General features: G+C 67.1%; 15 protein-coding genes and 1 pseudogene. 3 read left to right on the forward strand and 13 right to left on the reverse strand.

Features of this window, described 5'->3' with window-relative positions; translation table 11 throughout:
- The 3 genes from RZ1_RS27750 to RZ1_RS27760 form a co-directional block, all read right to left on the reverse strand.
- Positions 1-537: type IV toxin-antitoxin system AbiEi family antitoxin domain-containing protein (locus tag RZ1_RS27750; RefSeq protein WP_072816003.1), on the reverse strand; the 537-nt coding region annotated here is incomplete at its 3' end.
- A gap of 94 nt (positions 538-631) precedes the next feature.
- Positions 632-5,203: a PDDEXK-like endonuclease domain-containing protein gene (locus RZ1_RS27755; protein WP_238072005.1), complete on the reverse strand. Its 4,572-nt coding sequence runs from the start codon at positions 5,201-5,203 to the stop codon at positions 632-634.
- 395 nt (positions 5,204-5,598) lie between these two features.
- Complete coding sequence (locus RZ1_RS27760) at positions 5,599-6,648, reverse strand: zinc-dependent alcohol dehydrogenase family protein (protein WP_072815981.1); 1,050 nt, start codon at positions 6,646-6,648, stop codon at positions 5,599-5,601.
- 129 nt (positions 6,649-6,777) lie between these two features.
- Here RZ1_RS27760 and RZ1_RS27765 point away from each other — a divergent pair, with 129 nt between their 5' ends.
- From RZ1_RS27765 to RZ1_RS27775, 3 genes are read left to right on the forward strand one after another with little or no spacing between them, the layout of a single operon-like run.
- Positions 6,778-7,122, forward strand: coding sequence for a hypothetical protein (locus RZ1_RS27765; protein WP_072815983.1), 345 nt, complete (start codon positions 6,778-6,780; stop codon positions 7,120-7,122).
- Complete coding sequence (locus RZ1_RS27770; RefSeq protein ID WP_072815985.1) at positions 7,119-9,404, forward strand: TPR repeat domain-containing protein; 2,286 nt, start codon at positions 7,119-7,121, stop codon at positions 9,402-9,404. Before RZ1_RS27765 ends, RZ1_RS27770 begins: the two co-directional genes overlap by 4 nt.
- Entirely contained in the window at positions 9,397-10,191 is a 795-nt protein-coding gene (locus RZ1_RS27775) for a hypothetical protein (protein WP_072815986.1), read from the forward strand. Before RZ1_RS27770 ends, RZ1_RS27775 begins: the two co-directional genes overlap by 8 nt.
- 105 nt (positions 10,192-10,296) lie before the next feature.
- Here the strand turns inward: RZ1_RS27775 and RZ1_RS27780 are convergent, their stop codons facing one another.
- From RZ1_RS27780 to RZ1_RS30280, 10 genes and pseudogenes are all read right to left on the reverse strand, one after another.
- Entirely contained in the window at positions 10,297-10,887 is a 591-nt protein-coding gene (locus tag RZ1_RS27780; RefSeq protein WP_072815988.1) for a hypothetical protein, read from the reverse strand.
- A gap of 43 nt (positions 10,888-10,930) precedes the next feature.
- Complete coding sequence (locus RZ1_RS27785; RefSeq protein WP_238072004.1) at positions 10,931-11,887, reverse strand: MlaD family protein; 957 nt, start codon at positions 11,885-11,887, stop codon at positions 10,931-10,933.
- On the reverse strand, positions 11,887-12,879 hold the full coding sequence (locus tag RZ1_RS27790) for an MlaD family protein (RefSeq protein WP_083583972.1): 993 nt from the start codon (positions 12,877-12,879) through the stop codon (positions 11,887-11,889). Before RZ1_RS27790 ends, RZ1_RS27785 begins: the two co-directional genes overlap by 1 nt.
- Positions 12,876-13,961, reverse strand: a complete 1,086-nt coding sequence (locus tag RZ1_RS27795) for an MlaD family protein (RefSeq protein WP_072815991.1) — start codon at positions 13,959-13,961, stop codon at positions 12,876-12,878. The genes RZ1_RS27790 and RZ1_RS27795 overlap by 4 nt, the downstream gene beginning before the upstream one ends.
- A gap of 64 nt (positions 13,962-14,025) precedes the next feature.
- Entirely contained in the window at positions 14,026-15,027 is a 1,002-nt protein-coding gene (locus RZ1_RS27800) for an MlaD family protein (protein WP_072815994.1), read from the reverse strand.
- On the reverse strand, positions 15,024-16,037 hold the full coding sequence (locus RZ1_RS27805) for an MlaD family protein (protein WP_072815996.1): 1,014 nt from the start codon (positions 16,035-16,037) through the stop codon (positions 15,024-15,026). Before RZ1_RS27805 ends, RZ1_RS27800 begins: the two co-directional genes overlap by 4 nt.
- Positions 16,034-17,110, reverse strand: coding sequence for an MlaD family protein (locus RZ1_RS27810; RefSeq protein WP_072815997.1), 1,077 nt, complete (start codon positions 17,108-17,110; stop codon positions 16,034-16,036). The genes RZ1_RS27805 and RZ1_RS27810 overlap by 4 nt, the downstream gene beginning before the upstream one ends.
- Before the next feature lie 10 nt (positions 17,111-17,120).
- Positions 17,121-17,999, reverse strand: coding sequence for an MlaE family ABC transporter permease (locus RZ1_RS27815; RefSeq protein ID WP_072815999.1), 879 nt, complete (start codon positions 17,997-17,999; stop codon positions 17,121-17,123).
- Entirely contained in the window at positions 17,999-18,790 is a 792-nt protein-coding gene (locus RZ1_RS27820) for an ABC transporter permease (RefSeq protein WP_072816001.1), read from the reverse strand. Before RZ1_RS27820 ends, RZ1_RS27815 begins: the two co-directional genes overlap by 1 nt.
- 110 nt (positions 18,791-18,900) lie before the next feature.
- A pseudogene (locus tag RZ1_RS30280) lies at positions 18,901-19,074 on the reverse strand (ABC transporter ATP-binding protein); the annotation flags it as partial.

Consider the following 19,074-nt stretch of genomic DNA (forward strand, 5'->3'; position numbering starts at 1 on the left):
AACCGCTGCGGGGACATCGCTGTCCGCGTTGCCGAGCAGTGGCCGGCGCGCGAGGTCGAGCACTGTTTGTTCGGGCGTTGTCACCAAGGCAGCGCCGAGCGGCGTCTCGACGCGTTCGACGTCGAGCGCGTCGGTGTCGCGTTGCACGAACCGGACGGCGGCGTTGCGGTCGCTCAACTCGATGGGTCTGTGTCCGCGGGGGACGGCAACGACGGCGGTTGCCAATGCGCGTGGGATCGCGCCGAGGACCCGCGCCGCGCTGACTCCCATCAGGACTGCGTGGTCGGCTCCGTAGATCGCCGACGCGATCCCCGCAGCCGCCGCTTCGAGACCGGGCAGCCACGGGCGTCCCACCTGCTCTTGTGGGACGACGATGTAGTAACCAGGAGCTACCCGGTGCAGGAGACCCCTATCGGTCAGACGTGCCAGCTCGGGGCGGGGGTGTGCATACACGTGGGCAACATCCTGGGGACGGAAAGTACGCAGCGCGGACCGCGCCAGCTCCACCGGCAGTGGTGTCCCCCGCGATGTGCCCACACCTATCTTCTTTCAGTATGCGTTTCGTAGGCTCTAACCCTACGAAACGCATACTGAATCCGCAATCAGGGTGGGTCGTACGCGCGGATCCGATCTACGAAGGGTCTCCATCGATCGACACAGCTTCGGAAGCAGGTACCACCAGCGCAGCGCCTTCGACAGACTGATCCACGACACCCGCAACCCGATACTCCGTCCGCTCCCCCGGCGCGGCGATCTCGTCGACCACACCCCTGGCGACGAGGTCCTCCAGCACCGCGAGCACGATCGTCCAATCCACATCGAGCCGGCGGGCGAGTTCGACGACCGGATACGACTCGTTCCCGAGTACATCCATGATCATGTCGGCGAGCCTCGATGACACCGCCATCGCCGCCTGCGACGCAGTGAGCCCGGCAAACTCGACGACCGGCAGACTGGCCACCGGTATCGGTGCGGTGATCGCAGCTCCGACATCAGGCGCCGGAATGAACTTGGGCACAGCAGGTCTGGGTGTGATACCACGCCGTTCGAGCTCGCCCCACAGGCTTGCCATCGACGCGACCCGATCGAAGTAGTAGTCGGATTCGCGGATCCGCCAGAACTTCCACCCGGACCGCTGCAGGTCACGTTCCCGCTCGAGTTCGGCGCGCTGCCGATCGGGATTGGGGTGCCAACTATCGCCGTCGCACGCGATCGCCAGTTTTCCTGCAGCGCCGGTCACCACCAGGTCGATGAAGTGGCCGTTGACCCCGACCTGCGGGTTCACGTGATATCCACGAGCAACGATGTCGAGGAAGACCTCCTGCTCGAAGAGACCGTCGAACGCCTCGTGCCACTCGTCGCGTGTCACGCTCTCCGGCATGGGCGCGGCGGGCATCGGGGACGTGGACTGCATGTAGGTGAGCAGTGAATGCCGCAGGTCCGTCGCCCGCAACGTGTCGACGGACCGCGAGTGGAACAACCACAGCTGGTCCTGCGCCCGCGACGCAGCAACGTTGAACCGCCGCTGATATTCGGTCCTCGTCATCGCCGCGATGTTCTGCTCGGGCGCGACGACCATCGACAGGAACACGACGTGCCGCTCGTCGCCCTGGAAATCCGGGGGCGTGCCGACGCGGAGCCTGCGTTCCTCCCACTGCTCCGGGGTGAGCCTGTCCAGCAGTTCGTTCTGGATGACGTCGACCTGCGACTGCCCCTGCAGCACCACCACGCCGAACGTCTTCCCGTCGTAGGCCTCGTCGTCGAGGCACCGCACGAGCGTGTCGGCGAGGGCCCGTGCCTCGACGCGGTTCGTCAACGACGAGTTCTGCCCGGTGACGACACCACCCTCGACGTAGGTGGTGCGCAGCGGCGGCAATCGGTCGGATCCGAACTGCCGCACCGGAACCAGCGGATCATCGGCATAGAACTGGCTGCTGGACCACTCGATGATCTCCGGCATGGACCGGAAATGCTCCCGCAGCCGGATGACACTCCCGAACCGGGTCCGCAGCAGCGAGAACATGCTCGACCGCGGAGTGAAACTGTCGCGCAGGTACTTCGGGATGTCCGGCAGATACGAGTCGAGACGACGGAACACCCCGTCGAGCGCACCCAGCGACACCACACTCGGCGCGCACTGTTTGTCGTCGCCGACCACGATCACTCGCGGCGCCAGCCACAGCAGGAACAAGCCGCTGATGTCCGCCTGACTCGCCTCGTCGACGATGACGACGTCGAACGAATTTTGTTCGGGCGGAATCGAAGCCAGCACCTGCTGCAGCGGCATCACCCACGCCGGCACCGCCCCCTGCGCAACCTGCATGGCCTCACGCGCCGCGGCCCGATAGCGCTCCGCGTACCTGCCGGTGCCCTTGCCGACACTCGCGACATGGTCGCGGTACGAATGCAGCGCCTGGACCTGCTCGGCGGTCGTGCGGTCGAGACACGCGCTCCACGCCTTCTCCGCGGCGAGCTGGGCGGTGAGCCGCGCGATGTCCTGCTCGACCGCATCGAGATCGCGGTCGACCTGCCCGTCGTCGCGACGCTCGTGACGGCCCCGCACCCATTCCTCGGCGCGACGCCACGCCCACGCGCTCTCGATGCCGGCGAGGCGGGCCGGCCAGTCCGGTATCGACGGATCGGCCCCGATGGCGTGCGCGAGTGCCGGTGCGGCCTCGGTCAATCGCGCGTGCAGGGACACGAGGTCCAGCTCCTCGCGGTGCTCGCCTGCCGCACGGTCCCACGCGTCCAGTGCCGCGTTGATGCCGTCGAAGTCCCCGTCGTGGAAGGCCCGTGCGAGCGCGCGTCCCTCGGGCGACGCTCCCCCGGCGATCTCGTGCCGCACGTACATGCCGACGGAATCGAGCCAGGTCTTGCTCGCTTCCGCGGTGCCGGCCGCGGCGATGGCCCGCGCCGACTGTGCAAGGGACCGCGCCTGTCCGACGTTCGCGATCCGCGGCGCTCCGGGGTTGATCTCCCGCAGCGCCAGCTCGACGTCCCGTGCCCGGGCGACGAGGTCGGCGACGATCGCGCGGTCCCTGTCGATGAAGGCCAGGGCGCCGACGGCACGGCTGCGCGACTCGTCGAGTGCGATGTCGATGCCGAGATCTCGGAGGCCGATCCCCACCACCCGGACCGCGTCGAGCGCGCGCAGGTGCTCGGCGACGATCCGGGCCGCGTGGGCGGTGGTGGCCGCGACACCGTCGACGGTCGCGAGCTCACCGAGCGCCTCCACGGCGGACTGTTCGTCGCTCCGCCGGAAGCGTGAGAAGCCGCTGCGCCACGTGTCCCCCGCCTCCAGCTTGCGGGCCAGCGCGTCGTAGGCTTCGAAAGCGCGCTGCCCGCTCACCGGTGTCTCCACCGCGTGGGCACCGACGAACCGGTCGGCGTCCTGCGCGGCCTGCACGAGTTTCGCGAACTCGGCAGCCTTTCCCCACAGGTGCCGCGCCTGCCCCGACAGGACACCGTCGGCGACGCGTCGGAATCGCGGGTCGAGTTGTTCCGCATCCTGCAGGGCGCCCTGCAGTTGTTCGCAGAGAGTGTGGATGCGGGCGAGCGCCTCGGGTGCCGCGCCCTCGAGTATCCGCAGCAGTCCCGGCGTTTCACTGCCCGCCGCTTCGGACGGGGCCTGTGCGACCGCGTTGCACGCGTACTGCACGTCGCGCTCGGCGGGAAGCGACAGCTCCGGGAAGACCTGGAATCGGCGCCGCGCTCGGTCGACATTCGACCGCTGGTGCAGCGACAGGAGGACCTGGAATTCCTCGGGGGTCAGCGGTGGGGTGGCGGTGAGGAGCGGAGCGGGCAGCCATCCGTACCGGGGTTCCTGCGCCCGGACCTGCCGGACGATCGACGCGACCGTCCCGGCATATCCGGCGGAAACCTCGGGGTGAACGATCGTCTCTTCCTCCCGGCTCTGCCGGATCCGTTCCGTCAGCATCGCTCGACGGTTCAGTGCGTCGTCGCGTTGCGCCGTCAGGTCGCCGATGCGCTGCGCGGCACGTCGTTGGTTGAATTGTGCTTTGCGGGTGGCGATCTCGCTGACACTGCGGTTCAGCTCCTCGGACCCTCCCCGCGCCGTGTCGGTCACCGACACGCACAGCTCCTGCAGTTCGGGCGGAAGCATGTCGCGGAGCACGCGCAGCGCCTGCGCCTTCTCGCTGGTGACCAGCACGCGCTGGCCACGGGCGAGCAGCCCGGACACGAGGTTGGCGATGGTGTGGGTCTTGCCGGTGCCCGGCGGACCTTCGACCACGACGCCGATATCCCCGGTGAGCCGGTCGATGATGTCGCGCTGCTCCTCGTTCGCGGGCAGCGGGAACAGCGGATCGTCGGCGAGCAAGGCAGACGACGTGCCGATGCGATCGAGCCATGCGACACGGTCGGCCGGTTCGATAGCTTCGACGAGCTGCGCCAGACCCAGCGGCACCGGGTTCGACTGGTCGGCGGCGGCCTCGATCATGCGGTTGTAGTACTCGACGAGCGCATAGGCGCCGCGTTTACGTAGCACCAAGGACGGAGACGGTGTCAGGAACGCGTCGGGCGACGATGCTTCCCCCGCATGGTCGACGACCTCGACGCGCACGGTGAGCGCGCGGTCGGCCCAGTCCTTGAAAAACACCCGGGCCGCGGGGTCGACGGGCGACGCGACCTGGGTCGCGAGGGATTCGTGCAGGTTGCGGGTATTGGACGGGTCGAACACCTCCAGCCCGGTGAGGAGCTCGGTGTCTTCGAGCGACGGGCCGGCGTCGGGATTCAACCGGACCAGCAGGTCGCCGGACTCCACATGGCGCTCGATGAGGGCGGACTGCGTGATCAGGTGCGTGCACACCCTCTCCCCCGCAGCATCGGCGGAAAGCTGCAGCAAGCCCGATGCGACGACGAGCTCGAGCGATTCCGGTTGGGCTTCGACGTCGAGCATCGCGCGCTGCAGGAACGTGTAGAGCTGCGACGCGGGACGGTGTTCGCGGTCGACGGCCGCCCACGCCCGCCATTGCGTGAGCCAGGTGCCGAAGCCGTCGATGTCACCCGGGGCCTGCGGATCGAGAGTCGGTTCGACGCTGGAATCACCGATCGCTCCCCGCACATACGTCGCGACCGGCTCGGGAGGTCGCGGCGGGTCTTCGAGCTGGACATGCCGTGCGCGGAGGACGACGTCGCCCGCTGCGGCATCCGCGCTGAGGAGGTATCCCTCGTCGAGGGACATCACGGCACGGTGCCTGCCGAGAACTCGGACGGGTGCGCTGCGGGCTCTGACGAGCTCGGACAAGAAGGCGAGCAGACGTTGCACGCGATCCCTCAGGTCAGGATCGTTCTCCCGCGACTCGGCACCCACTCCACTCACCTGCTTCCACCCGTCGACGGAAACGGGCAATACCACCCTAGGAAGTGCTACCGACAGTTCCGTGTCCGGTCCCACCTCATCCCGGCGCACGGCACTGCGCTTCGTCGGCTCACCGTCACTGGCCTGCGCAGACACCCCACAAGGTACGGGACTGTCCGCGGCACCGCCGCGTCGACAGTGCCGAAGCCGGCAGAGTGGCCGTCCACGAGATCGGAAACCTCGTAGTCGACGATCTTCGAATGCAGGGTACCGAACGGTCAGTGCTGCTTCCGGGTGAGCAGCACCTTCAGCGCGCCCGTCTCCCCCGCTCTCCCGAACACGTCGTAGGCGTCCTCGAACTGGTCGAGCGTGAACCGGTGGGTGATCATCGGCGACGTATCGAGCCGACCGCTCTGCACCAGTCCGATCAGCGTGGGCGTGGAGTAGGTGTCGACGAGACCGGTCGTGATGGTGAGATCCTTGATCCAGATGTCTTCGAGGTGCAGCGTCGCGGGGGCGCCGTGTACGCCAAGGTTTGCGACGTGTCCGCACGGGCGTACGAGTTCGACCGCCTGCTCGAACGTCTGCGGAATGCCGACGGCCTCCATGGTCACGTCGGCGCCGAGACCATCGGTGAGGTCGCGCACGACGGCGGCGACGTCGTCACGTCCGCTGTTGACGACGATGTCCGCGCCGAATGCCCTCGCCGCGTCGAGACGTGTGTCGACGAGGTCGACGACCACGATGTGACTCGGGCTGAGGAGTTTGGCTCCGAGGACCGCCGCGAGCCCGATCGGGCCGGCGCCGATGATGACGACGACATCGGCCGGCCGCACACAACCGTTGAGGACGCCGACCTCGTAGGACGTGGGCAGGATGTCCGCGAGCATGAGCATCTGCTCGTCGCTCACTCCCGACGGGATTCTGTGAGTCGAATTGTCGGCGAAAGGAACTCGCACGAGTTCCGCTTGGGTTCCGTCGATGAGGTGACCGAGGATCCAGCCGCCGCCGTTGACGCATTGGCCGTAACGACCGTCACGACAGAATCGGCATCTTCCACACGCGGAGACACACGACACGAGGACGCGGTCTCCCGCCGCGAGATTGCGTACCCCGGGGCCGATCTCGACGACGGTGCCGACCGCTTCGTGTCCGAGGACGCGTCCGTCGGTCACCGCCGGCACGTCACCGCCGAGTATGTGCAGATCGGTTCCGCAGATGGTCACGGCATCGACCCGCACGATCGCGTCGGTCGGGTCCTGAATGGTCGGGTCGGGAACATCTTCCCAGGAGGGTTGTCCCGGGCCGTGAAATACCAGCGCTTTCATCCCTCGGCCTCCCTGCCGATCGATGGCATTCGCGTTCCAGGATGACACCGATCTGCGGCGGGCGCCTGCCATTCACCTCCGGGATTCCTGGATGCTAGGGTCCTGCCCGGCGCTACGCAGGGGGGCACGATGCGCGACATCTTGAAGGTCGATCTGGATCGACTCGAAGTATTGGCCGGCGAGTTGGGGACTCTCGCCAAGGACGCCGCGGCACTGACCGTCGGACCGGCGGCCGGGCCGCATGCCGCCGGGCCCGGCGGCATCATGCCGTCGGTGCTGGCAGCGTCGCGCATGTCCACCGACCTCCTGGACGCGGCACTCGTTCCCGCGGTCACCGAACGGTTCGAGGAAACCTCGAACGTCATAAGGTCGTCCATCGAGGCGTATCGCAACCGCGAGGACGACGCCGTCGCCGAATTGGCCGCGGCGTATCTGTCGTCGACCGGCGATTGGACCACGGAGACCGGCGCGTGAGCCTCACCAGACAGCAGATCGACGGGTGGAACCCCGACGCGCTGACCGTGCTCGCCGACGCGTGGTGCACGTTGGCGTCGTCCGTCGAGGGCCTGTTCGAGCGGTACACGCAGGCAGTCCTGAAAGTTGAAGGCGAATACTGGGAGGGCACGACCGCCGAGGCCGTGCAGGACCGCGCATCGAGCGACCACAAGACCGCGATCGGTCTCGCCGATCGAGTCGAAGCGCTCGCCGGCACGATGCGCCAAGGCTTCTACGCGATCGACGGACCGCTGCGGCGTGCCCGCGAGCTCATCGCATACTCACAGGAGCAGTGCTTCGTCGTCACGGACGGATTGGCTGTGCTCGATCCCGCATCGGACCCGGACCGCGAGCCGATCCGGGCTGCTCTGCAGGAGGATCTGCTCATCGCAGCCCAGGCAACGGAGGCCGCCGACCGCGACCTCGAACAGAACCTGGACGCGGCGAGGGAGAGCCTGCGAATCGTGTTCACCGCCGCCGCCGCGCTCGGATCCGATCAGGGGCGGCGCGATGCAACCGCCCTGACCGAGGGCACGTTGACCCCGGAAGCGGCACGGCGGCTCGTCGAAGCCGGCGCGTTGACACCCGAGCAGCTCGCCGGCGTGCAGAGCGGGGCGACGGTCGCGATCCCGGCGTCGCAGATGGAGTATCTGCACACGATCAGCAGATCACTCGACGGTCGCAGTCCGGAGGAGATCGATCGCCTGGTATCGAGTCTTCCCCCGGACGCGCGAACAGCCCTGTCCAACACCCTGCAGCTCATCTCCACGGACACCCTGACGGTCGCGACCAGCGGGGATCCTGAAGTGCCGACGCACGGCAGCCTCGATCTCCTTCCCGACGGCATCCGCGAGGCCCTGACACGCGACGACCTCGTCGTCACGGACATCGAAGTCACCGGGGATCGTGTCCTCGCGAGCACCGAGTTGAACGGGGTCGCGGACAATCAGGCGATCGCCAGGATCGTCGCGGCGGGCGACGCTGACTACCGCAACGGGACGGCGCTGGATCGCGGGCTCCTCGATGTCGGCCGCCGGTACCTCGACGCCCAGGTGACTCATCTGCAGCATCCCGATGCGCAGTTCCGGATCTTCACCGTCGACGGCTCCGGAACCGACGACCCGGCCTTCACCGAACCGATCTTCGCTGCGGTCGCCGACGATCGCGCGGCCGTCGAGCAGATCGTCACCGATCCGGGGCACGGCGGGGACTTCGTGCGCGACGTGCTGGTCCACCAGTGGCCCGACGACGGGAAAGCTGTGTCTGCCTTGTTCGCGTTCGACGAATCCGACAGCACGGTCACCGACCCTGGCGACCCGGTCGACGTCGCCGATGCCCGCCGGAGTGGCGCGGTCATGTCGGCGGTGGCCCACGCAATGAGCGCCGACTCGTCGTGGAAACTGCTATCGAACATCCCCGCGACAGACGGGGAATCGATCGGTCAAGTGAATGCAGACCTTGTTCGGACGGTTTCCCATTCGATGAGCCCCTACATCCCGCATCTCGCCGGCGCAAACCCGGAGAACCTCCCGGGGTTCGATACCTCCGGCTGGGCGGATCCGAAGGACAACAACAGCTTCCGCGGCTCAGCGAACGTCTTCGCCGCACTGAACACCGATGAGGAGGCCGGACGGCACTTCCTGGGACGCGCCTACGCCGAAACAGCCGCGGCCGAAACGCGATACGGACAGGACCCCCACTCGCCCGGAACGACCGGAAATCTGACGACTGCCGGACGCATCCTCGGGTTGAGCGATCGGGGTCTGATGCTGGCCACCCAGGACCAATTCCACGACCAGGCCGAACAACAGAAGGAAGCCTACGACCGGAAGTCCGCTGCCTACGATGCGGTGCTGGAAGCCGGTTCGTACGTGCTCGGGAAGAACCCCGTAGGCGAAATTGTCGCAACGGCATTCGCCGCGGGCGGTGATCCTCTCGAGGAGATGTACATCGGCAAGGAACCCGATCCCGAACAACAAGCGCAACTCAACGCGCCGAACTTCTACGACCACTACTACCTCCCGCTGGCGGCGGCCGACGAAATACCGCTCGCAGCGAATCCGAGATACGCCGGTCTCGTCGACGGCAATGGGGCGCTCCTGCCGTACGACGAGTTGCTAACAACGGAAAAAGCGGGCGGCGACGAACGGAAACTCCAAGCCTTCCTGCGCGAGATGTTCAACGGATTCGGGGTTCCCGACGACGGCCACGGCGATGCGTTGAGAGACGGTTACGACGATGTGGTGCGAGCGAATGGCTGAGCTCCGCGCAATGGTCCTGCCGATATCCATGTGCGTTCTCGCCAGCGCGTGCACAACCGGCAGCCTGCAAGATCCTTCGACGGCTCCGCAGTCGGCACCGGAGCAGAACGTCCCCTATTCGCAAATTTGGTCGGCAAACTCCGGCATAGACCTCTTCAGCCGCGGCGCGGAACTCGTCCGCGCCGCGCTCGAAGCCGGAACCTACGCCTCCTACTACTCGCTCGGAACCACGTTCCCCGGATACCGGGATGCGGTCGGCGGGCCACTGCACTTCGACGACGCCGAGATCCTGCCCGCGCTCGTTCCCAACGGACGCGGGGACAACGAACTCGGACTGTGGACCGACCACTACCACATTGCGAGCCTCACCGAGACCCCGACCGAAATCGTCGCCGATGTCTGCGACTACAGGCAACGCCCCACCGAGGTCACCAAGTCGTCCAACGCTCAGGTCGGCTTCCCATGGGTCGTTCACCTCCGCAACACCACCGACACCCCCGGACTACCCGGGATCCCCGATACCGACCCAGATACTTCCGATCCCCGGGCCCTCCGCGTCCCCGATTGGAACGTCTTCGGACGCTGGCAGATCACCAAGCTTCACGCCGGCGGACGAGACTGGAAAGGCACGGCACCGGAAGAATGCACCAACTGGTGGCTCCAACGATTCCCCGGTTCCAACGCTACCGACGACGGCAACGTCCTCGTGCCTGCAGGCACAGTCGTCCCCGGAGTTCCCGTCGCACAGCAATACCCCGAATGGATCGGACCGTCCGAACCCCAATGACGAGAGGTCGTCCAGATCCGCTGACCGAAATGACAGCCACGCACGTCCTGGACCTGCGTGGCTGTCCGATCGGCACGCGAACCCGACGGACTCGGGCTCGCGCGTCTACCGCGGCGCGTTCGGCAGGGCATCTCCCCCGATTCCGCTGATCTCGGTGATGACCCACTCGTCGTCGCCGTCGAGGGTGAGACGGTAGGTCGCGGTCGACTGGATGCCCTCGGGTGCCTGGGCGTTGGTGGTGTGGACGCTGACGAAGCAGTCGACGGTGTAGGTGCCGTCGGGCCCGGCCGCGGCCTTCGCGGTGATGGGTTCCGCGGTCGACGACCACTGCAGCGGAACGATGATCTGTTCCATCGACGTGGCTGCCTTGGTGAGCCGGTCGGTCAGTGCGGGGGTGGTGCCGGCGACGAGGCGGTCCTTCCAAGCCTCGAGGTCGCGGAAGTCCATTTCGGCGGCGCCGATCGCGTAGTCCAGCGCCACCTGTTCGGCTTGTTCACGACCTTGCGCGTCGGACAGGAGAGCGTCCCGCTCGCTGCGGGCGTCGAGCGCTAGCCAGCTGGTGATGCCGAGGGCGGCGGCGAGCACCACCCCGACCGCTCCGATCGCGGCGCGGGACGGTGTCCACCGCTCGCGGGCGGCGGCGGTGCCGTCCGTGTCGTTCCGGTCGGTGTCGTTGTGCAAGGTGGTGACGTTCATCGTGTTCCTCGTCTGTCGTGGCTGGCCGGGATGGATGGGATGGTCAGTTGCCGGGCGTCTCCAGGTGCAGAGTGAGGGCGTCGCCACTTTCGGTGGACGTGAGAACGTTGTCGAGCAGGGTGCCGATGTCCATCGTCCGTATGCTGTTCGCCGCTTCCGAGACGGCGGGCAGCAGGTTCACACCGATGGTTTCCAGGTCCGGCGCGGTGGCGTCGAGGAACTTCTGCAGTTCGCCGATGAACGGGCTGGCACCGTACTTGATGCCGGCGTTGAGGGGCCCGCGGTCCGAGGCGAAACGGATGCCGGCGAGCAGGTCGGTGAAGCCACTGCCGAATTCGGCGACCCGCGGTTCGGTGGCGCGCATCCCCTCCGGGATGAATCCGCTGTCGAGCAGCAGCGGCTGGACGGTGCGGAGCAGGGTGGTGAACGTGTCGGAGTTCTGCTCGATCGTGGCGGCCATGAGCTGTCCCGACCGCTCGAGGTTGCCGTAGACGCGCTGGTCGTCGGGCAACGCGATGTCGAGGGTGCGGAAGATCTCCCGGACCCCCTCGGGCTCTACCTGGGTGAGCAGACCGGTGAGCCGCTCGGACAGTTCCTCGAAGGTCGTCGGCACGACCACCTGTTCGGACGCGAGAACCGCCTTGTCCTCGAGATTCGGTCCGCCCTCGGAGCCGGGGGACACGGCGAGGAACGGCTCCCCGAGGGCCGAGAGGTTGTCGAGACGGACGGTGCTGTCCGCGGCGATCGGGGTGTTCCGGTCGTACTTCCACGTCACGGTGACGGCGTCGGCCGACGACGTGATATCGGTGACCTCACCGATCGCAATGCCGCGCAGCAACACTCGAGATCCGACGAGGAGTCCGTTCGTGTCGGGGACCTCGACCTGCGCGGTGTAGACGTCCTCCATGAGCCCGGTGCGCAGACCCTGCTGGCTCATGTAGGTGAAGGACAGGGCCGCGATGACGGCCATGCCGCCGATCGAGAGTACGGTTCGCCGCATCACTTCACAGCTCCCAACATTCGCAGGATGTTCTCGGCATCGGACACGAGCTGGTCACCTTCCGCCGAGTCGACGGCGACGACGTCGACCGACGGGTTCTGTGCGAACGGGATCAGCGTCGTGCGAAGGAAATTCGACAGGTCGACCGCGGCCGACGGGGTGCCCCGGGAGATGTCGGTGGTGTCGGCGAGCGACTCGAACATCGGGATCAGCCACAGACCGCCTTCGTAGAGGCTGCCGACGGACGGGAGGATCTGGCCGATGTGCGAGACGACGTCCACGGCCAGCCGTCGCCAGTAGTGCACGGTCCCGTCGTCGAAGATCGTGTTGAGCGAATCCGCATTCCGGTCGAGTGTGGTTGCGGTGGCGTTCAATCCGTCGAGCATTCGGTCGACCTCGGCGGTGCGCCCACCGAGATCGTCGAGGTCGACGGCCACGGTCGAGGCGAGACGCCGGATCTCGGGCACGTCCGGCATGACCGAGTTGACCTGCCCCATGACCTGCTCGATACGCCGGATGCTGCCGCCGTTCACGAACGTCGCGAGCACGGCCATCGTGTCCTCCAGTTGAGGGGGCGAGGTGGTGCGTTCGATGGGCACGGTCGCGCCTTCGGGGAGGTACTCCCCCTCCGTGCCCTGCGGGTCGCGGACCAGCGCGACATAGGTGTCGCCGAGCAGCGTGTTCTGGCGGACGATCGCCTGGATGCTCGCCGGCACCCGTGTGTCGGACCGGATCCCGGTGACGACGGCGACGCTGTCGTCCTGGATCTCGACATCCCGGACCTCGCCGACGCGAACGCCGTCCATGATGACGTCCGCGCCGGACGGCAGGTTCATGACGCTGGCGAACTCGATCGAGATCTCGTAGCCGTCGCCGATTCCGCCGCGCACCGACGGCAGGTCCTCGGGACGCAGCGAGCACGCCGAAGCGACGAGGACCAAGGCGAGTGCCGCGGCGGCGCGGAGACCGCGCCGGACGGTGGTGGCGGTCATCGCGTGGCTCCGTTCGGGTCGAGCAGGCCGAGCAGGCCGTCCTCGGTGACCGCGGTCCCCGAGCCGGCGCGGTGGCAGCTGCCGGGGCTCAGCGATTCGAGTAGCGCGCAGAGCCGTTCGGCCTCTTCGTCGTTCAACGAAATGGCGGGCGGGGTGAAACCTGCGGTCAGCGGGCCGGCCTGCGCGGTCTGCTGATCGACGGCGCCCTTCATCACGGTGGGGGTGGAGACGAGGCCGGCGAGGTCGCCGGAACGGCCCGCCGCAAGTGCGATCGCGTCGGTCGCCTGACCGTGCACGAACGGCCAGATCTCGTCGCCGTAGGTGTTCTGGATGTCGTCGAGGAACGCGACGAGCCAGCCGATTCCGACACAGACATCGATGGTTCCGGGCCACAGGTCGATGCCGGCGTCGACCACATCGGGCATGTTCGCGACGATGCCCTTGATCGCGCCCCATTCGGCGAGCGCGTTCTCGGTCAGGGGCGCCATGTTGTTGATGGACGACCCGATGTCGGCGACGAATCGGTCGGGATTCTCCATCGCATCGGCGGCGTGCTCCATCATCGCCCGCGCGTTCGGGCCCTGGCCGCGCAGCGACTCGTTCAATCCGGTCACGGCCATCTCGACGGTGTCGTCCCCACCCTCGGGCGAGAGCGCCTCGATGAAGTCCGCGGCCGATCCGACGACCTCGGAGATGGTCTTCGGTGTGTGGCTGTTCCGAAGCGGAATACACGACTCGGGTTCGAGGGTCGGCCCCGACTCGTAGTTCCCGACGAGTTCGAGGCTGCGATCCGCGAGGATCGATTTCGAGCGCGTCACGGCCTGGACGTCGGCGGGGAACACGCGTCCGCCCTCGGTCGTGAAGACGACCTCGACGTGATCACCTCTCGACACCACCGACTCGACCTTGCCAACCGGAAATCCCATCTGGGTGACCGGGTTTCCCGGGTAGAGGCCGATGCCGTCGGGCATCTCGGCGCACAACGTCTCCGACGGTGCGTTCGCGTCGCTCGCCTGGGCGTGGGTGACTCCGACACCACACGACGATGCGATCGCCGTGGCGGTCAGAGCGATGACCGTCATTCTGATCGTTCTCTTCAAGGCAGCCTGCCGTTCGTGTCGACTGGACGGGATGTCGTGGTGTGCATCAGCATTGGCGTCCCGGTACGGGGACGCAGATGTCCGAGGCCATCAGGGTTCCCCCACCGATCTCGGCAATGCCCGTCGGCGTGAGCCAGCTCGCGAGTTGGTTGCGGGTCGCGGTCAGGGCGTCGATCGACGGCCCGAAGTCCGCGTTGAAGGCCTCGATCATTCCGCGGACCTGCGCGATACCCGCCTCCAGCTCGTCGCGGTGGTTGAGGTAGTACTCCTCGTACGGCGCGACCGTCATCAGGATGTGGCCGAGCAGGCGGTACGCCTCGTTGAAGCCGGCGTGCGTGGTGTTGTACGTGGCGAACACGATGTCGATCTCACGGATCAGGTCGAACACCATCTCGCGGCTCGCGTTGAAGGTGGTGAGGTACTCGGAGGCGAGGTTCGCGACCGTGTGGACCTGCGCGCGCTGATGATCCATGACGCGGGCCACCGCGGTCATCCCGGAGATCACCGATTCGACGGAGCCCGGGTTGTTGTTCAATGCCTCCGCGACCTGCACGAGGTTCGCGTCGATCCGCTCACCGTCGACCTTGTCGGTGACGTTGGGGGCGGCCTGCAGGACATCGCCGATCGAGTACGGGACCGTCACCTGCCCGGACGGGAGGGCCGCGTCGCCGAGCGGGGTCTCGCCGAGAGGCACGAGGGTCACCGCGTAGCCGCCGACGGGGGTCAGCATGCGGACCTCGACGCGCGTATCGGTTCCGACCTCGAGATCGTCCTCGACCTCGGCGGTGACGCGCACCGACGTGTCGAGGAGTTCCAGGTCGGAGACCTTGCCGACCGACACGCCCGCGACACGCACGTCCTGGCCGACCGAGATGGCCGAGACGTCGGTCGTTTCGAAGGCGATGCTCCTGCGTCCGGGCGGGTTCGTGTACAGGATCGCGGTCGCGACGAGCCCCAGGACGGCAACGACGGCGACGACGGCACCGATCCGGAGATCGTTGTCGAACCACGCTGCGACACGGCCTGATCCGAATCGGCCCTTCCTCATGACGCGCTGCATACGACGACCTCACTACCGTTGAGAAGAACTTGGACATCGGTCGGCAGCTGGGCCACACCGTGGGTGCACCCGGCCCCCGAGCCGGCGGGAGCGCTTGCCGGCAACTGGAGTCCCGCGACGGCGGGCGGCAGGAGCCGGATGGCGTCCGCTGCTTCCTCGAGCGACGCGAAGGCCTCGGCGATCATCTGGTCGACGTTCGCGCCGGGCTGCAGCCCGTAGGCGTCCAGCAGCCGCTTGACGGGGGTCAGGAACTGCGGGCCGTACGACGCGGTCTTCGGGAACTCGTCGAGCACGGTCATGGCCTTGCCGATCGGGAAGCTCACGGAACGAAGGAATTCGACGACGCTGTCCGATCGGCCGCCCATGCTGTCGGCGATCCGGGCGAGGTTGTCGGCGAGGGTCGACAGCACCTGTTCCCGGTCGGCCGCGAGATCGGCGAGCTTCTGAGCATCGTCCATCATCGGCGCGAGTCCTCCCCCGTCGCCCTGGAGCAACGAGATCGCGTTCTCGGCGAACCGGTTGATGTCTTCGGTGCTCATGGTCGCGAGCACCGGCTGGAGTCCGTTGAACAGCTCCGTGATGTCGAACGACGGGCGCGTCCGATCGAGAGCGACGTGATCGACCGGAGTGCCGCCGCCGGCCCCGAAATCCGCGTCGATGTACCGAACGCCGGTCAGGTTCTGGTACTTGACCGACAGGGTGGTTTCGTCGGTCAGGGTGTACGGCTCCTCCATCGTGAAGCGAACTTCGGCGATGGTGTTGCCGTCGCGGCGGTGCAGGTCGATGGATTCGACCTTTCCGATGCGCACACCCCGCGTGCGGATGTCGCCGTTGGATCCGAGACCGGACACGTCGGAGAACTCCGCGGTGTAGCTCCGGGTGGGGCCGTCGACCGGACTGCGCATCGCGCTGATGACGAGGGCGAACAGCATCACCGAGATGATCGCCGCAATCACAAGTTTGACGATGGTCGCGAGATAGGTTGCGCGAGTGGTCATCGTTCGCCTCCTTCCGTGGCCGGTGCCGCGCCGAGCCCGAGCGGCGCGGTGAACGACGGGAAACCGTCGACGAGGACGCGCAGCCGGAGGCGCTGCCCGTCCGGAGTGTCGACGAACGTCGAGTCGAGGCGCCGGACGATGTCGCGGGCCGCCGACGGCGTCATTCCACCGTTGACGAGATGCGGGAAGACATCCGAGGCAACGACAACCGACTCGATCAACGGGGTGAGTTCTTCTCCGTGCGAGGCCAGCAGGGCGCCGGCCTGGCCGAACAGCTGGTTCGCGGCGAGGGTCAGGCCCGCGTTGGCTTCGTCGAACACGGCATCGTCGACTCCGATCGAGCCGTCGGCGCGCCGGTTGTAGTTGCTGTCGTAGATGTTCATGAGTGAGGCGATCGCCTGATCACTGAATCCGGGCATCGCGTCGAGGATGTCGTTGAAGCGGGCGATCTGGACCGTGGGGAGTTCCTGCTGGGTGGCGGCGACGTGATCGGCGACTTCCATACCGGCGTCGATCCACGGTGTCAGTCCGTCGAGGTAGTGGACGGTCTTGTCCAGCGACGAGATCATGTCGTCGGTCAGGGTGCCGTCGATGGTGAGCGATCCCTGCTCGATCATCGTCGACATGGTGTAGTCGCCCTGGGGCTCACGGGCGAGTCGCATCCCGGATGCGAGCGGGTTGCCTCCCGGGTGCGCCACAAGGTTCACCGCGGAAGTACCGAAATAGTTCTCGGGCCGGAAGTCGAGTTCGAAGCGGTCGGTGAGACCACCGATCTGGTCCTCGTCGAGAACCAGGTGCATCTGGACCGATTCGCTGGCCGTACGCTCCAGCTCGGTGACGGTTCCGATGGACTGGCCGCGCAGCACGACCTTGGTCCCTTCCGTCACGCCCGGTCCGACGTAGGCGACGTCGACCGCGACGTCGATTCCCTTCGGGGCGGTCCACTTCGGATAGAGCGTCGCCCCGGCAACGGCCGCGACGCCCAGCACCGCGATCGTCGCCATTCCGGTCGTTGCCAGCCTCCGCGACTGCTCTGCCGCTGTTCCGCGCAGGAAGTCCTGGCTTCTGGACATGTTCGTTTCCTCATCCCTTGAAGACAAGTTCGGGGCTCAGGCCCCAGATGATCACCGTCATCACGAAGTTCAGGACGACGATGGCGACCAGGCTCGCGCGGATCGCGCGTCCGGACGCCGAGCCGACGCCCGCGGGTCCGCCCGAGGCGAAATACCCGTAGTAGCAGTGGATCATCGTGACCACGGCGCAGAAGATCAGCGCCTTGACGACCGACGCCACGAGATCCGGAACGTTGAGGAACTGCCCGAAGTAGTGGTCATAGGTGCCGCTCGGCTGACTGTGGAAGGTCTTGACCACGATGCCGCCGGTGATGAAGCTGACGACGAGCGCCATGAGGTAGCCGGGAAGGACCACGAGCATGCTGCCGATCAACCGGGGACCGACGACGAACGGGATCGCCTGCAGGCCTATTGATTCGGTGGCATCGATCTCCTCCGAGATGCGCATCGAACCGATCTCGGCGGTCATGCGGCAGCCGGCCTGGGCCGCGAAACCGATTCCGGTGATGATCGGCGCGATGACGCGCACGTTGCCGAACGAGCCGATGATCCCGGTCAGGGCCCCGAAGCCGAGCAGATCGAACGCCATGAACGCCTGGATCGCGACGACCGCACCGACCGCGATACCCAGGAAGAACATGAGGCTGATGACACCGCCGTCGACGACGAGCGACCCGTTGCCCCAGGCCATGTTGTTCATCGTCGACAGGGTCTGCTTGCGGTAGTGCTTGACCGTCTTGGGGAGCAGGTAGATGGTCCGGGCGGTGAAGAGGACGACCTGGCCGAGCTCTTCGACCGTTCCCCTCGCGCGGCGCGTGACGGCGCCGACGCCGGCAGCGAACGCGGTGTGCGTGCGTGTCCCGCGATGCGCGGGTGTGCCGGTCGCCATCACGCCAGCCTTGCCGGGAAGAACATCAGCTGCAGCTGGCTCACCACGAGGTTCGCCACGAAGATGCAGAAGACACTGAGTACGACGGAGGCGTTGACGGCGTTGGCGACACCGGTCGGCCCGCCCTTCGCCTCGAGTCCGCGCAGACCGGCGATGATCACGACCATCGCGGCGAAGATGACCGACTTGAGGACCGAGAACGCCAGGTCGGTCGGGGTCGCGAAGGCACCGAAGGACTGCCAGAAGCTGCCCGGCACAACGTCGTTGACGTTCGCGGAGATCGTCAGGCCGGCCGCGACACCCGCGGCGATGATGACGATGCACAGAATCGGTGCGATCGCGATCATCGCGAGGAATCGCGGAACGACGAGCCGCTGAACGGGATCGATACCCATGACCCGGATCGCTTCGATCTCCTCGCGGATGGATCGCGCGCCCAGGTCGGAGGCGATCGCGGAGGCGGCCGCGCCGCTCATGAGCAGGCCGGCGGCCATCGGGGCCCCCTGTCCGACGACGCCGAGGCCGCTGGCCGCTCCCGCGAGGGAGTTGGCTCCGACCTGGTTCATGATGCCGCCGACCTGGACCGAGACCTCGGCGCCGATCGGAACGGCCATCAGGAGCGCGGGCAGCGCGGTCACCTTGAGGAGGATCCACATCTGCTCGATCACTTCGCGGACGGGAAGCTTCATCGCGATGGTGTCCGTGACGCAGTAACGCAGAACGTTGCCGGCCAACCGGGCCGACCGGCCGATCGTCGCGAGTGACGCCGCGGGCCTGCTCGTGAGGTACATGCCGACCCGGGCGAGCGCCGACGCCGCCCGCCCCCGAGGATGGGAATCTTCGGCCGGGCTGACCGGGTTTTGGTTCCTGTCACCCGAGAGGGGTGCAATGGCAGGGGAACTCATCGTACGACCACCGCCGGGAAGACCTCGGTCGGGGCGTCGAAGTCCTGATACCCGACCGGCGCCTGCCCGGCTCCGAGGCTTTCGAGGATCGCATGCTGCGCCGCCTCGGGCAGAGTATGCAGAATCGAGCGGACACGCTCCTGACGGCGCCACACCGCCTGCCGTTCCGG

The sequence above is a fragment of the Rhodococcus zopfii NBRC 100606 = JCM 9919 genome, from assembly GCF_001895025.1.
GTDB classification, from domain to species: domain Bacteria; phylum Actinomycetota; class Actinomycetes; order Mycobacteriales; family Mycobacteriaceae; genus Rhodococcus; species Rhodococcus zopfii.